Below are 13,672 nucleotides of genomic sequence, written 5' to 3'. Positions count from 1 at the left end.
AGTTCAGCGGCGACCGAACGGCTCCCGCGCGGAGGATGCCGCCGCGCGGGGCGTGTACAGCCTCTCCACATCCTGCGCGTACGCGGCGAGGACCGCGCTCCTGCGCAGCTTCAGCGACGGTGTGAGCAGGCCCGAGTCCGGGGTGAACTCGCCGGGCAGGATACGGAATTCACGGATCGACTCCGCCCGCGAGACCCGGGTGTTCGCCCGCGAGACGGCACGCTGGATCTGGGCGCGCAGCTCCTCGTCGTCGGTCAGCGTGCCCGGCTCGGCGGGGGGCCGGCCCTTGAGGCGCTGCCAGTGGTGCAGGGCCTGCGGGTCGAGGGTGATGAGCGCGGCCACGTACGGCCTGTTGTCGCCGACGACGACGCACTGAGAGATCAGCGGGTGCCCGCGCAGCTCCTCCTCCAGGACCAGCGGCGACATGCTCTTGCCGCCGCTGGTGATGATGACGTCCTTCTTGCGGCCGGTGATGACGAGATAGCCGTCGTCGAGATGCCCGAGGTCACCGGTCGCGAACCAGTCGCCCCGCAGCGCCGTCCCGGTCGCCTGAGGGTTGTTGAGATATCCGCTGAACACGACGTCACCGCGGACCCAGATCTCGCCGTCGCGCGCGATGTGCACCGAACACCCGGGAAGCGGCCGGCCCACCGTGCCGAAGCGGACCGCGCCGACCGGCTGCGCCGTCACCGCCGCCGTGGTCTCCGTCAGCCCGTAACCGTCGTGGACCGTGATGCCGGCGCCCGCGAAGAACAGACCCGTCTCGCGGGACAGCGGCGAACCGCCCGACACCGCGTGCCGCACCCGCCCGCCGAGGATCGCGCGCAGCTTCGCGTACACCAGCCGCTCGTACACCGCGTGCCGCAGCCTGAGCCGCGGCCCCGGCCCCTGGCCGCGGCCGAGCGACTGCCGCTCCGCCGCCTCCGCGTACCGCACCGCGACCTGCGCCGCCCTGCGGAACAGTGTGCCGTGGCCCGCCTCCTGCGCGGCCGCACGGGACCTGGCGAGGACCGTCTCGAAGATGTACGGGACCCCGAACAGGAAGGTGGGCCGGAACGACGCGAGCGCGGGCAGGAGGCTCTCGGGGCTGAGGTCGGGCTGATGCGCCACGTGCACACCGCCCCGCACCGAACCGACGACGACCATCAGGCCGTAGCAGTGGGACAGCGGCAGGAACGCGAGCAGCGACGGGGGTTCGCCGGGAGCCCCCAGGAGACTACTCCAGCCGGCCAGCAGGTTGTCGCACTCGGACGCGAGGTTCGCGTGCGTGATGACACAGCCCTTCGGGCGGCCCGTCGTGCCGGACGTGTAGCAGATGGCCGCCGGGTTCCCGGGGGCGACCGCCGCGCGCTGCCGGTGCACGTCCTCGTCGGCCACGCCCATCCCGTCGTCCTCGAGCGCCGCCACGCAGCCGCTGTCGAGCTGCCAGATCCGGGTGAGCGCCGTCTGAGAGCCGTACGCGGCGGCCACCGTCATCGCGTGGTTCTCGTTCTCCACGACGATCCCGGTCGCGCCGGTGTCCTGGAGGATCCACCGGACCTGCTCCACGGACGACGTGGGGTACACGGGGACGACCTCGGCGCCGACGGTCCACAGCGCGTACGCGAGGAGCGTCCACTCGTAGCGGGTACGGGACATGAGGGCCACGCGGTCACCGAGCCGGATCCCGTTCGCGAGGAAACCGCGGGCGGCCGCGAGCACGTCGTCACGGAAAGCGGCCGCGGTGACGGGAATCCAGGAGACGTCGCGGCGGGCGCCGCCGGCCCGGCCGTTGTCACTCGGGCGCGAGAACTGGATGCGCCTCGGGTCGCGCTCGGCGGTCGTGAACACGGAGTCGGCGAGCCCGCCCGAACGCAGTGGCTCGACGAGGCGCGGGACGGTGAACTCGTACATGGGTCCCCTTCCGTGGCGGCGGACCAGGACTGAACCATTGGCAGCGCAAGCTACCCCGCCGGGCGGGTCGTGCCTAGGGCCACCCGTCTGGATCATGACGGGCTCGCGGAGTACGGGCCGGGCCGGGCGGTGCGCCGACAGCGTGCCGCCGCTACCTCGCCGCGGCCGCCCGCTGCACCGCCTCGGCCGCCAGATCCGTGGCCGCTCGGCGTGTCGCCTCCGACAGGAGCTCCGTCCTGATCGGGCCTCCCGCGGCCAGATGACGGTCGTACGGCAGGTGCACGACCGCGACCCCCGTCTCACGCAGATGCGCCGTCGCCGCTTTCAGGTCGAGCGTCATGTCGGGCGCGCTCGACGTGAGCGCGACGACGGTGGCGGCCAGGGCTGCCTTCGGCAGCTGCGCCAGCCAGTCGAGCACCACGCGCGTGCCGCCCACACCCTCCACCGTCATCGGGGCGACCACCACGCGCGCGTGCGCCGTGTCCATCGCCGTACGCGCCACCTCGCCCGGCAGCGTCTCGCAGTCCACGACGGTCACCGCGAAGTAGCGCCGCAGCGCGAGCGACAGGGTCCTGTACGTGCGTACGTCCAGCGGAGCGCCGACGCGGCCCTGGCTCGCCGGGAGGAGCCAGCCCCCGTCGGTGACGGGCACGAGATAGCCGGTGACGTCGGTGAGCTGCATCGACGGTTTGAGGATCTGCGCGAGGTCCGGGCACGACCAGCGCACCGACTCGGCGCCGAGCCGCACCGGCAGCGTGCCGAGCGCGGCGTCCGCCTCCAGCGCGAGCACCGGGTCATGGCGGTAGCGGTTGAGAGTGCGGGCGAGGAGGGCCGACACGGTGGTCTTGCCCACGCCCCCGCGGATGGACGTCACGGCGACCACCCGGCCGTTGGCCACCGGCTGCTGCAACTCCCGCGCGAGACGCGTCTCTTCAGACACCTCCTGCGCGGCGGACGAGGCGAGCCTGCGCAGCGAGCGCCCGGCACGCCGCGCCGCGGTGTCCCCGTGCTGAGCCCGCCCGAGCGCCCCCGCGAGCCGCGGGTCGACGGTGGGGACGGATTCGGGGGTGATGGCGGGGAGGCGGGAGTTCCGCGAGCGGGAGCGGGGGGCCACGGCGGGCGTGTGCGGCTGGGCGGCCGGCGCGGGCGCGGGTGTGTAGGGGGCGGGGAGCCCTGAGGGGGCCGGCGCGGGCGGCAGCGGTGAGGCCGGGGCGTACGGGGGTGGGGTGGGCGCCGGGGTGTGGGCGGGGGTGGTGGGGGTGGGCGTGACGTCCGCGATGCCGGCTCGGGGGCTGGGGGTTGGTGCGTCCGGGGCCGGGGTGTGGGTGGCTGGCACCGGAGCGGGCGGGGTGTCCGCGATGTCGGCTTGAGGTATGGGGGTGGGTGCGTCCGCGGCCGGGGTGTGGGTGTCTGTCACCGGGACCGGCGGCGCGGCGTCCGTGATCTCGGCCGGGGGTACGGGTGTCGGTGTGGCCTTCGTCTGGATCTCGATGGACACGTTCGGTATCGCGGAGGCGCCCGTGCCGATGGGTCGGGGCTCCGGCGCCTGGAGCTCTGTGGCCGCCGGCGCGTCGGCAGGGGTGTCGGTTGATGCCTCAGTAACGGGTGCGGCGTCCGTGACGTAGGCCTTGAGCACCGACGTCGGCGCGCCCGGCGCCGGGGCGTGCCCGGGTGTGGGCACCGCAAGGGCGGCGTTCGCGTCCGTCGGCGGCGTCGGCCGGTCCGCTCGGCCCGCCGCCAGGCGCGCCGCCAGTGATGCCGTCCGGCGCGGGGCCGGGGTGGACGTCTCGCCCGGCGCCGGGGTGACCGTCTGGGGAGCGGGCTCATCCGGAGCGTCGACATCCGGGTCGAGCGGCGGTGAGGGCGACGGGCCGGGGCCCGCGTCCGGTGACGGGGCGGTGTTGGGGCGTCGGCGCGGTAGCGGGGCGCGCCCCGGCGCGGGCGGTGGTGCCACTGAGGTCTCCGCCTCGCCACCCGCTCCGGAGTCCTGCCCCGTCTGCCCGGAACCGGGCACTTCGGACGCCGTCTTCCCGCCGCGCTCCCCGCCCAGTTGTGCCTGGGTCTGCCGGAGCAGGTCCCGCAGTACGTTGTTCTGCCAGTCGTTCTGCGTCATTCCCCGAGCCCTTACGCGAAGGTGCCGAGCAGACGCTCGTACACACCGAACACGCCGATCACCAACGGGAGCAGCGCGATCACACCGACCGATTCGAGTACGTCGCCGACGCGGCGCAGCCGGAGCCGCACACGTTCCGCGGGCCGCACGTCCGGCAGGAGCACGCCGAGCGGCGCGCGGGACGGCAGGACGCGTTCGACGCGTCTGCGCGCACCCACCAGGGTGACTCGGCTCAGTGCCGTGCGGCTCAGTGGCCCCGTCGATATCACGCGGTCGAACCTACCATCGGGCCGAAGACGTGCTGGTCGGCGTGGTGGACAGGGCTCCGGCGGGAGGAGACGGCCGGTTGTGTACGTTCTCGGCGGCTCCGCCGGTGCGTGAGCCGGTGCGTGGGGCGGTACGGGGACCAGTGCGTGGGCCGGTGCGGGAATGGAGGACCTGGACGGCCGCGCCGCGGTTGTTCAGCCACTCTTCGCGTTCGGGGCCCGCCAGTTCGCGCGGCGGACCGCTTCCTTCGAGGCTCGCGGGACCGAAGACGGTGCCGGTGAGGCCCTGTACGCGCGTGCGGTCGTCGAGGACCGGCTTGAGGGACGTCTCGCGCACCGAGGCACCGGTGAGGTCGGCGCCCTCCAGACGCGCGTCGAGGAACGAGGCACCGTTGGGGCGCGCGCCGTGGAGGAGGCCATGGGGCGCATCGCGGCGAACAGCCCCAGCACCGGTGGGAGTTGACTCGGTGTACGGGGTGACGGCCGAGGGCGGGCCCGCACCGGCGGACCCGCCCCCACTTCACTCCGTACTGCGGATCAGCGCCGCAGCGTCACTGTGAAGTCGCGGTCGAGGGACTGGCGCGCGGTCTTCACGGTCGTCACCCCCGTGTCCGCGTCGTAGTACCAGCCGGATCCGGCCGCGGCGAGCGCGTCCGCCGAGGCGACGCGGGGCAGCGTGCGCCCCTCCGCCGACACCCGGTGCGGCGCGCTCTCGCCGTGGACGGTGAACCGGTAGGCGCGGCCGTCGGGCTTGTTCTTGTAACTGCCCTTGCTCGCGCCTACGTTGACCTCGGTCGCGTGCTTGCCCTGGTCGACGGTGACGCGCTGCGTCGCCGACGCGCCCTTGGCGAAGTCGCGGGTCACCCCGTCGTCCTCGTACAGCGTGTAGGAGGAGCGGCCCTGCGGGTACACGTCCCAGTCCAGCTCGTGGACGTCACGGGACTTGTACGACGTCGTCCCCTTCGGCCACATCGGCACGACCGCACCGGACTTGACGAAGAGGGGGAGCGTGTCGATGGGCGCGTGGTAGCCGTCGATCGTCGTCGGACCGTGGTACGTCTTGCCCGTCCAGTAGTCCGTCCACGTGCCCTTGGGCAGGTAGATGCCGTCGCGGGTGTCCGAGTCCTTGTAGACGGGGGCGACCAGGAAGTCGTCGCCCGCCAGGTACTCGTACTTGGCGTTCGCGCCCAGCGTCTGCGGGTCGTCCGGGTACTCCAGGTACAGCGGGCGCACGCCGCCGACGCCGGTCTTCGCCGCCTCGGCGGACAGCGTGTACAGGTACGGCAGCAGGCGTTCGCGCAGCTGGAGGTACTTGCGGTTGATGGACGTGTAGGGGTCGCCGTCCACCCACGGCTGCTGGTTGATCTTCTGGCCGGTGGTCATGTCCCTGGCCCAGCCGTCCATCGTCATGATGGCCGGCAGGAACGTCTTGGCCTGGAGGTCACGCGCGTACATCTTGGCGTCGTGGCTGTAGATGCTGCCCACGTCACCGGTGTTGTACGCGATGCCCGACATCGTGGCGCCCGCGTACGTCGGGATCTGCCAGCGCACGAAGTCCCACGACAGCTTCTGGTCACCGCTCCACAGCACGCCGCAGCGCTGCGCACCCGCCCACGAGACGGGCATCCAGACGAAGCCGCGCGCGTCGCTGTTGTCCTCGATGCCGGCCTTCGCCTTGTCGCAGGCGTCCAGGGACATGCCGTAGCCGTTGCCGACCCAGGCGACGTCGAGCTTCGCGACGCGCTGCCCGGCCTTCACCTGGTCGGCGAGCTTGTCGATGCCGTCCTGGGTCCACAGGCCCATCTCGGTGCCCCGGTCCTGGAGGCCCTTCGCGGTCTCGGCAAGGTTCTCGTAGCCGCAGCCGTAGCCGTCGTTGACGAGCATCCAGCCGAGCGGCATCTGGTTCTCGACGTAGCCGTCGGCGACCTTCAGGGAGTCGAGGGTGTGGCGCTCGCCCTGGTTGGCGTTGTGGAGGTAGCAGTCGGCGTCGCCGGGTTCGAGGCCGTACACCGGCGGCATGAACGGCTTGCCGACCAGCGACGTGTAGCCGCCGATCACCTTCTTCGCGTCCCCGAGGAAGTAGTACGCGTCGAGGCGGCGCTCCTGCTGTCCCGCGTGGACCGAGGGGCCGAAGTCGTAGACGCCCGGGGCGAAGGTGTTGCGGTAGACGCCGTAGCCCGCCGAAGAGAGGTAGAACGGCTGCGAGTTGTTGTAGCCGCCCTCGTTCCAGTTGGTGTTGTTCGCGACGTAGACCGTCTTGTCGCGGTGCGAGAACGAGCCGTTCTGCTCGCCGCCGCCGAAGAACTGCTCGTCCTTGCCGCGCTCCAGGCTCTGCCGCATGCCGCCGGTGGACCAGCGCAGGGGCTTGTCCTCCTGCCAGATCCGCGCCCTGTTGTCGGCCTTGTAGAGGCCGAAGCGCAGCGGCTTCTTGTAGACGCGCAGGACGGCGCCGGCGGAGCGGATGCCGTAGTACACGCCCGCGTCGAAGGACGACGTGTGCTTGTCGAGGGCGGGCTGCTTGCGCACGATCTGCGCACCGGCCGGGTCGCTGAACGTGCCGGACGGGTCGGCCTGGAGCCGAAGTTGACCACCCGTCAGGAAGTCGGCCCGCGCCTTGAGGGGGCCGGCCCCGATGGTGTAGCTGCCGTCCTTGCCCGTGAAGGAGGTCAGGTCGCCCGCGTCGGTCGTCTCGGGCAGATACGCCTTGCCGACGAAGGAGTTGTCGTGCACGTCGTAGGGGACGACCACGACGTGGTACGTGCCGTTGGCCTTCGGGATCACCGTGGCCTCGGGGTCGGCGGTGCCCGCGCTGGCGGCGACCTGCTTGCCCGCGTCGTCGAACACGTACATGTCGAAGTCGTCGGTGGGCTGCTTCGCCCACTCGATCGAGACGGGCACGCCGCCCTCGGGGTTGTCGTCCCAGTAGCCGTCAGGGATCGACACCTTGAGGTCGAAGCGGTCGCACACCTTGTTGTCGGGGTCGTCCGCGGCGGCCGGGCACTTGCCGGGATCGCCCACGGTCCCCGCGGCGTACACCGGGCTCTGCCAGGTCACGCTCTTGTGGCCGTCGTCCAGGACGCCGCTGCCGGGCGTCGCCGCCTTCGCCTGCTGGGCGGGGGCCCCCAGGAGGGCCGCGCCGACGAGTGCGGCCGTGCCGATCACCGCCAAGGTGCCCCCACGAGACGGTCGTTGCCGTCTCAGCCGCCGTTGCCGCAGTCTTCGCAATCCGTGCAAGGTGCATCTCCGCTCAACCCGAGTGACCCGTGGAGCCCGGCCGGTCGATGTTTACCAGTGCTTGAACTATTGCCATTTCGAGCAACTTCGAGCACGAAGGTTCACAGGGTTCGGAGGTTCTGTCAATGTCCTTGCGCAGGCTGCGTCCTCGCGGCGGGCTGCGGCCCTCGCGTGAGCCGCGATCAGTGGGCGGGCTACGCCATCTGACGCCGGACCAGCTCGTGCAGCCGCCCGTTCGTGTCCGCGAGCAGCTGGGCCGGCGGGCCCTGCTGGACGACGCGGCCGTCCGCCATGACGATCACCCGGTCCGCGTCCATCACCGTGGACAGGCGGTGCGCGATGACGACGCGTGTGGCCTTCAGGGCGCGGGTGCTGTCGATGACGGTGCGCTGGGTCTCGTTGTCGAGCGCGCTCGTGGCCTCGTCGAAGAACAGGATGCGCGGCCGGCGGATCAGCGCCTGCGCGATCATGAGGCGCTGGCGCTGGCCGCCGGAGATGGCGCCGCCGCCGGCGATCATCGTGTGCAGGCCCATCGGCATCCGCTTGATGTCCTCGGCGAGCCCCGCCATCGCCGCCGCCTCCCACGCCTCCTCCTGCGTGAACACCTCGGCGCCGCAGATGCAGTCCAGGATCGAACCGGTCAGCGGCTGCGCGTTCTGGAGCACGACGCCGCACTGCCGGCGCACGGCTGCCTGGTCCAGCGCGCCGAGGTCCTGACCGTCGTACAGGACACCGCCGGAGACCGGCTTGTCGAAGCCGATGAGGAGGCGCAGGAGTGTGGACTTGCCGCAGCCGCTCGGCCCGACGACCGCGACGAACTCGCCCGGCCTGATGGACAGGTTCACGTCGTCGAGGACGAGCGGCCCGTCGTCCGTGTACCGGAAGGACACGCCGCGCGCCTCGATCTCGCCGGTCAGCTCGCCCGGCTGGGTGCTGGCGGCCCGCACCTCGGGGGCCTCGTCGAGGACGGGCTTGATCTGCTCGAACATCGGCAGGACGGCCGCCGCGGAGATCAGGGCGCCCGTGAGCTGCGTGACCGACGACAGCAGCATCGTCACCGCGGTGCTGAACGTGAGGAAGTCGCCCGCCGAGAGGGTGCCCCGCGCGGGGCCCGCGAGCAGCATGAACATCACGAGCGAACACAGCGGCAGATAGACCGCGTTGAGGACCGTCGTCAGGTTCTTGATGCGGCCCGCGCGCCGCTGGAGCTCGCGGCTGCGCGCGAACTCCCCGGCCCACGAGGCGTAAGCGAAGCTCTCCGCCCCCGCGACCCGCAGCTTCGGCAGGCCGCGCAGCGTCTGGAACGCTTGGTTGTTGAGCTTGTTGCCGAGGACGACGAGACGGCGCTGCCAGCGCAGCTCCCACAGCCCGAGCGTGAGGAACACGCCCGCGATCACCGCGAGCATGGCGAGCGCGGTCAGTGCCAGGGGAACGCTGTAGAGGAGGAGCAGGACGAGGTTCATCGCGCCGACCGTGCCGGACTGCACCACCACCGGGCCCACGCCGGACATGAGGCGGCGGATCGAGCTGATGCCCATGGCGGCGCTCGCCAGCTCGCCCGTGGAACGCGACGCGAAGAAGCGCGTCGGCAGTCTCAGCAAGCGGTCCCACACGGCGGGTTGGAGCGCGCTCTCGATCCGGCCCTCCATGCGCAGGATCGTCAGGTTCTGCAGCAGAATGAACGCGGCCGACACGATGCTCGTCACCATGACGGCGAGGGAGACCTGCACGATGAGGTCCGTCTGGGCGTTCGGCACGTACACGCCGAGGACCCGCCCGGTGGCGACCGGCACCAGGGCCCCGATCGCGACCGTCACGAGCCCGGCGAGCAGCAGGTTGCGCACGTCGGCCCGGGTGCCGCGCGCGCTGAACCGCAGCAGCCGCAGCGGGCTCAGCGCCCGGTCGGGCAGCGGCCGGTACAGCATGACGGCCCGCGCTTCGAACTCTTCCGCGTTGTCCTCGTCCACCCGGGTCCGCCGCCCGCTCGACGGATGCACGGCCTCGTACCCGCCGCGCCGCCACAGCAGTGCGACCGGGGCGCCGGACGCCGTGCGGTGACCCACCAGGGGGCCCGCGTTCTCGCGCCACCAGCGTCCGTCGAGCCGGACCGCGCGGGTGCGGATCCGTGAGGCGACGGCGACCTGCTCGACCGGGTCGACGCGGTCGCTGACGGCGCCGCTCCGCTCGGGCGCCGCGAGCGTGATCCCGGCCGCGCCCGCGACCAGCTTGCACGCGGCGTACGTCGCGTCGTCGCCGTTCCCCGAGGAGGAGCCGCGCCGCGAACCCCCCTTGCCCTGGCGTCCGATGGACGCGAGCAGCGTCCGGTCGGCCTCCTCGCGGACGGTCTCACCCGCCTTGATCCCGGCCGCGGTCCGGGTCTCGTGCGCGCTCTCCAGGCGTTCGATCCACCGGTCGAGCGCCGACAGGAGACGGAACTGCTGGTTGACCATGCGCTGCCACATCGAGCCGTCGACGAGCAGCTCGCCCACGGTGTCCGCGCTGTACGACGCCCCGTACTGCACGCTGCCCGGCAGGATCGGCAGCCACAGGATGTCGTCGTCGCCCACGGAGTCGTCGCCGGCCGTCCGGCCGTCGAGCGGCGCCTCGAACAGGACGCGCTGGCTGCGCCCCACACCCAGGGCGAAGGCGTGCTCGAGGAGGCTGAGGGCCGCGTCCTGGGTGTCGTACTGGCTGAGGTACTGCTGGTCGTACGACCACGAGGCGTTGCCGTAGTCGGGGCGCTGGAGTTCGCGCAGGCCGATACGGCGCAGCAGGCAGCCCTGCAACGGGCGGCCCACCAACGTGTGCTGGGGTCCCTCGACCGGGCCGAGCAGCAGGGTGCCCGCCTCCAGGCGGCCCAGGAAGTGCCAGTGCCCCTGGGCGGCCGCGTCGACCGCGAACAGGTCGAGCGCGCCCTGGACGACCAGCCACAGGACCTGCGGTCCTTCGAGGTTCAGGCTGCGCATGCCGGCGCAGTCCACCGGCATGCCCAGGGAGCCGAACGAGGCGGTCACCTGGTCGCCGGCCGCGTACTCCTGATCTGTGTACGTCACGTCAGTGCTCCTTGACCAGCTCGGCGTACGGCCCGCCGGCGGCGACGAGCGCCTCGTGCCGGCCGCGCTCCACGATCTGGCCGTGGTCGAGGACGACGATCTCGTCGCTGTCGCGCACGGTGCTGAGGCGGTGCGCGATCACGACGCAGGCGCAGCCGCGGCGCCGCAGGTTGTCGATGATGAGCTGTTCCGTCTCGGCGTCGAGCGCGCTGGTCACCTCGTCGAGCACGAGGATGCTCGGCCGGCGCACCAGGGCCCGCGCGATCTCCAGGCGCTGTCGCTGGCCGCCGGAGAAGTTCCGCCCGTCCTGCTCGACCCGGCCCTGGATGCCGCCGGGCCTGCGCGCGATGACGTCGTACAGCGCCGCGTCCTTGAGGGCGTCGACGACGGCCTCGTCCGGGATCGACGGATCCCACAGGGCGACGTTGTCACGGACCGTGCCCTCGAAGAGGAACACGTCCTGGTCGACGAAGGACACCGACGCCGACAGGGCGCCGCGCGGGATGTCCTCCAGGCGCTGTCCGTCGATCCGGATCGTGCCCTCCCACGGGCTGTAGAGCCCGGAGATCAGCCGGGACACCGTCGACTTGCCGCTGCCCGAGCCGCCGACGAGCGCCACCTGCTGACCGGGGCCGACCGCCAGCGAGAAGCCCGTGAGGAGCGGCTTGTCCAGCGGGCTGTAGCCGAAGGTGATGTCGTCGAGCGTGACGTGTCCCTTGAGGCGGCGGGTGCTCGCCGCCGCGTCGGGCCGCGTGTAAAGGGCGTCCGCCGGGAAGCTCTCCACGTCCTTGAGGCGCGCCACATCGGCGGCGAAGTCCTGGATGCGTCCCGCGACACCGTTGAGGCGGGTGATCGGCGCGGTGAACCGCGTGACGAGCGCCTGGAACGCCACGAGCAGACCCACCGACAGATGCCCCTCGACCGCGCGCAGGCCGCCGATCCACAGGATCAGGGCGCTGTTGAGCGTCGCCAGGGTCGGCGCCACCATGCCGAGCCACGCGCTCGGCACCCCGAGCCGCTGCTGCTCCTCCAGCGTGGTCGCGTGCTGCCCGGCCCAGCGCCGGAAGTACCCGTTCTCGCCGCCGGTCGCCTTCATCGTCTCGATGAGCTGAAGGCCGGTGTACGAGGTGTTGGTGAGCCGCGCCGTGTCCGCGCGCAGCTTCTGTGTACGGGTGGCCCGCAGCCGGATCACGATCCGCATCGCGACGACGTTCCCGAGCGCGATGCCCACCCCGACGAGCGTGAGCTGCGGGTCGTACGTCCACAGCAGCGCCGCGTACAGGAGGACCACGACACCGTCGACGCCCGCCGCGGTCAGGTCACGCGCGAGCGTCTCGGAGACCGCGTCGTTCGACTGGAGGCGTTGCACCAGATCGGCCGGACTGCGCTGTGCGAAGAACGTCACCGGCAGCCGCAGCAGATGGCCGAAGAACCGGGCGCTGCTCAGCGTCGACGCGATGACGCGTCCGCGCAGCAGATTGGCCTGCTGGAGCCAGGTGAGCACGGCTGTGAGCGCCACCATCGCGCCCATCGACGCGAACAGCGCGCCGAGGAGCGAGGTCTGGTCACCGATGAGGAACATGTCGATGTACGTGCGGCTCAGCGCGGGCAGCGCCGCGCCGACGGCGACGAGCAGGAGGCTGGCGAGCAGCGCCGCGAGCATCGTGCCCGTCGTGCCGCGAAGGCGCGCGGGCAGCGCCCGCAGGACGCCGGGCCTGCGCCCGCCCGGGCGGAAGTCGTCGCCGGGTTCGAGGACGAGTACGACGCCCGTGAAACTGGTGTCGAAGTCCTCGGAGGGCACGAACCTGCGGCCCTTGTCCGGGTCGTTGATGTGCACGCCGCGCCGCCCGAGGCGCCGGCCCATGCCGTCGTAGACGACGTAGTGGTTGAACTCCCAGAAGAGGATGGCGGGCGCCTCGACCTCCGCGAGCGCGGCCGGCTCCATCTGCATGCCGCGCGCGGTCATCCCGTAACTGCGGGCCGCCTTCAGGAGGTTGCTGGCCCGCGAGCCGTCGCGCGAGACGCCGCACGCGATGCGCAGCTCCTCCAGCGGGACGTGGCGGCCGTGGTGCGCGAGGACCATCGCGAGGGACGCGGCGCCGCACTCGACGGCCTCCATCTGGAGGACGGTGGGCGTGCGGACGGTGCGGTGGCGGCGTCGCGGCGGCTTCGGCGCGGGGCGCGCTCGGCGGCGGCCGTGTCCGGCCGGGGGCAGCTGCTGCTGGACTGCGGGGGAGGGGCTCACGGGAGCAGCCAATCGATCGGGCGCTGCTCGGCGAGGTGCACGGCGCCGGAGGCGGGGGTCATCGAGTCGAGCGCGTACGGGGGTCCGCCCTTGGACGACCAGGCGTAGCCCGACTTGGTGGAGGGCGACGCGACGAGCTTCACGAGGACCGCGACCATCGGGCCGTCCTTCGTGAACTGCGTGGCCAGTTCCTTGTCACCGAGGAACGCCTCGACCCGCTGACTGCTCTGCGCGCCGCGCCCGACCGCCCGCACGCGGCCGTGCAGCGTGCCGTACTGCTGGGACGGTGCCGACTGGACGGTGAGGTCCACGTCCGCTCCGACGGGCACGGTGCCCGCGCGGTCCGCGGGGACGTACAGCATGGCGAGGAGGGGGTCCTTGGTGCCGGTCTTCTCGACGGTCGCCACGTCGGAACCGGTGGTGACGACCGCGCCGATCCGGGCGACGAGTGTGGTGACGCGGCCCGCGTCGACGGTCCGCACATAGCGGTCGCCCTGCGGTGTGCTGACCTTGAGGAGCGGGGAGTTCGCGGCGAGGTGCTGCCCCTCCTTGGCGAGCACGCCCGTGACCTGACCGGTGACGGGGCTCTGGAGGACGTAGCTGCCCTGCGCGTGGGTGAGGACGCCGGGGACCCGCAGCGTCGAGGAGAGCGACCCGGTCACCGCCCACACGGACGCGGCCGCCATCACGACGAGGGTCACGGCCAGCGCGAGTACGCCCTGGGGCCTGGCGAGCCGCACGGGAAGGTCGAGTTCCTCGGGCGACTGCAGTTTGGACAGGGCCTGTTGGCGGAACTGCACGACGTACTTCCCTTACGTGTCTTCCGGTCCGGCGAGGTGCCGGGAGTGCCCAAGGGCCCCGGAACCGG

General features: G+C 72.1%; 7 protein-coding genes and 1 pseudogene. 1 reads left to right on the top strand and 7 read right to left on the bottom strand.

The genetic code is table 11. The annotated features are described in order from the left end of the window. Nucleotides 1–3: 3 nt before the first annotated feature. The 3 genes and pseudogenes from OG456_RS06240 to OG456_RS06230 form a co-directional block, all read right to left on the bottom strand. Nucleotides 4–1,893 (bottom strand): long-chain fatty acid--CoA ligase, encoded by a 1,890-nt coding sequence (locus OG456_RS06240; RefSeq protein ID WP_266558006.1) that lies wholly within the window; start codon nt 1,891–1,893, stop codon nt 4–6. 151 nt (nt 1,894–2,044) lie between these two features. Next, a complete protein-coding gene (locus OG456_RS06235) occupies nt 2,045–4,006 on the bottom strand; it encodes a hypothetical protein (RefSeq protein WP_266558004.1) in 1,962 nt (653 codons plus the stop codon). Between the two features lie 11 nt (nt 4,007–4,017). Continuing rightward, a pseudogene (locus tag OG456_RS06230) lies at nt 4,018–4,182 on the bottom strand (type VII secretion integral membrane protein EccD); the annotation flags it as partial. Between the two features lie 253 nt (nt 4,183–4,435). On the opposite strand from OG456_RS06230, the gene OG456_RS06225 reads away from it, so the two are divergent. Continuing rightward, a complete protein-coding gene (locus OG456_RS06225) occupies nt 4,436–4,735 on the top strand; it encodes a hypothetical protein (RefSeq protein ID WP_266558002.1) in 300 nt (99 codons plus the stop codon). Between the two features lie 74 nt (nt 4,736–4,809). On the opposite strand, the gene OG456_RS06220 is transcribed toward OG456_RS06225, so the two are convergent. The 4 genes from OG456_RS06220 to OG456_RS06205 form a co-directional block, all read right to left on the bottom strand. Next, on the bottom strand, nt 4,810–7,434 hold the full coding sequence (locus tag OG456_RS06220) for a TIM-barrel domain-containing protein (protein ID WP_266569087.1): 2,625 nt from the start codon (nt 7,432–7,434) through the stop codon (nt 4,810–4,812). A gap of 266 nt (nt 7,435–7,700) precedes the next feature. Further along, nucleotides 7,701–10,493, bottom strand: a complete 2,793-nt coding sequence (locus OG456_RS06215; RefSeq protein WP_266569085.1) for an NHLP bacteriocin export ABC transporter permease/ATPase subunit — start codon at nt 10,491–10,493, stop codon at nt 7,701–7,703. Between the two features lie 67 nt (nt 10,494–10,560). Next, nucleotides 10,561–12,816: an NHLP family bacteriocin export ABC transporter peptidase/permease/ATPase subunit gene (locus tag OG456_RS06210; protein ID WP_266558000.1), complete on the bottom strand. Its 2,256-nt coding sequence runs from the start codon at nt 12,814–12,816 to the stop codon at nt 10,561–10,563. Next, nucleotides 12,801–13,604, bottom strand: a complete 804-nt coding sequence (locus OG456_RS06205) for an HlyD family efflux transporter periplasmic adaptor subunit (protein ID WP_266557998.1) — start codon at nt 13,602–13,604, stop codon at nt 12,801–12,803. Before OG456_RS06205 ends, OG456_RS06210 begins: the two co-directional genes overlap by 16 nt. Between the last annotated feature and the right edge of the window lie 68 nt (nt 13,605–13,672).

This window comes from Streptomyces sp. NBC_01446 (genome assembly GCF_026340095.1).
GTDB lineage: Bacteria > Actinomycetota > Actinomycetes > Streptomycetales > Streptomycetaceae > Streptomyces > Streptomyces aureus.
Note: the sequence above shows the minus strand (reverse complement) of the source record. Positions and strands in the feature narration are given on the sequence as shown.

Bases quoted from the DNA above. Each gene is read 5' to 3' on its own strand.
- OG456_RS06240 (WP_266558006.1), bottom strand. From the start codon at position 1,893: ATGTACGAGTTCACCGTCCCGCGCCTCGTCGAGCCACTGCGTTCGGGC.
- OG456_RS06235 (WP_266558004.1), bottom strand. From the start codon at position 4,006: ATGACGCAGAACGACTGGCAGAACAACGTACTGCGGGACCTGCTCCGG.
- OG456_RS06225 (WP_266558002.1), top strand. From the start codon at position 4,436: ATGGAGGACCTGGACGGCCGCGCCGCGGTTGTTCAGCCACTCTTCGCG.
- OG456_RS06215 (WP_266569085.1), bottom strand. From the start codon at position 10,493: ATGCCGGTGGACTGCGCCGGCATGCGCAGCCTGAACCTCGAAGGACCG.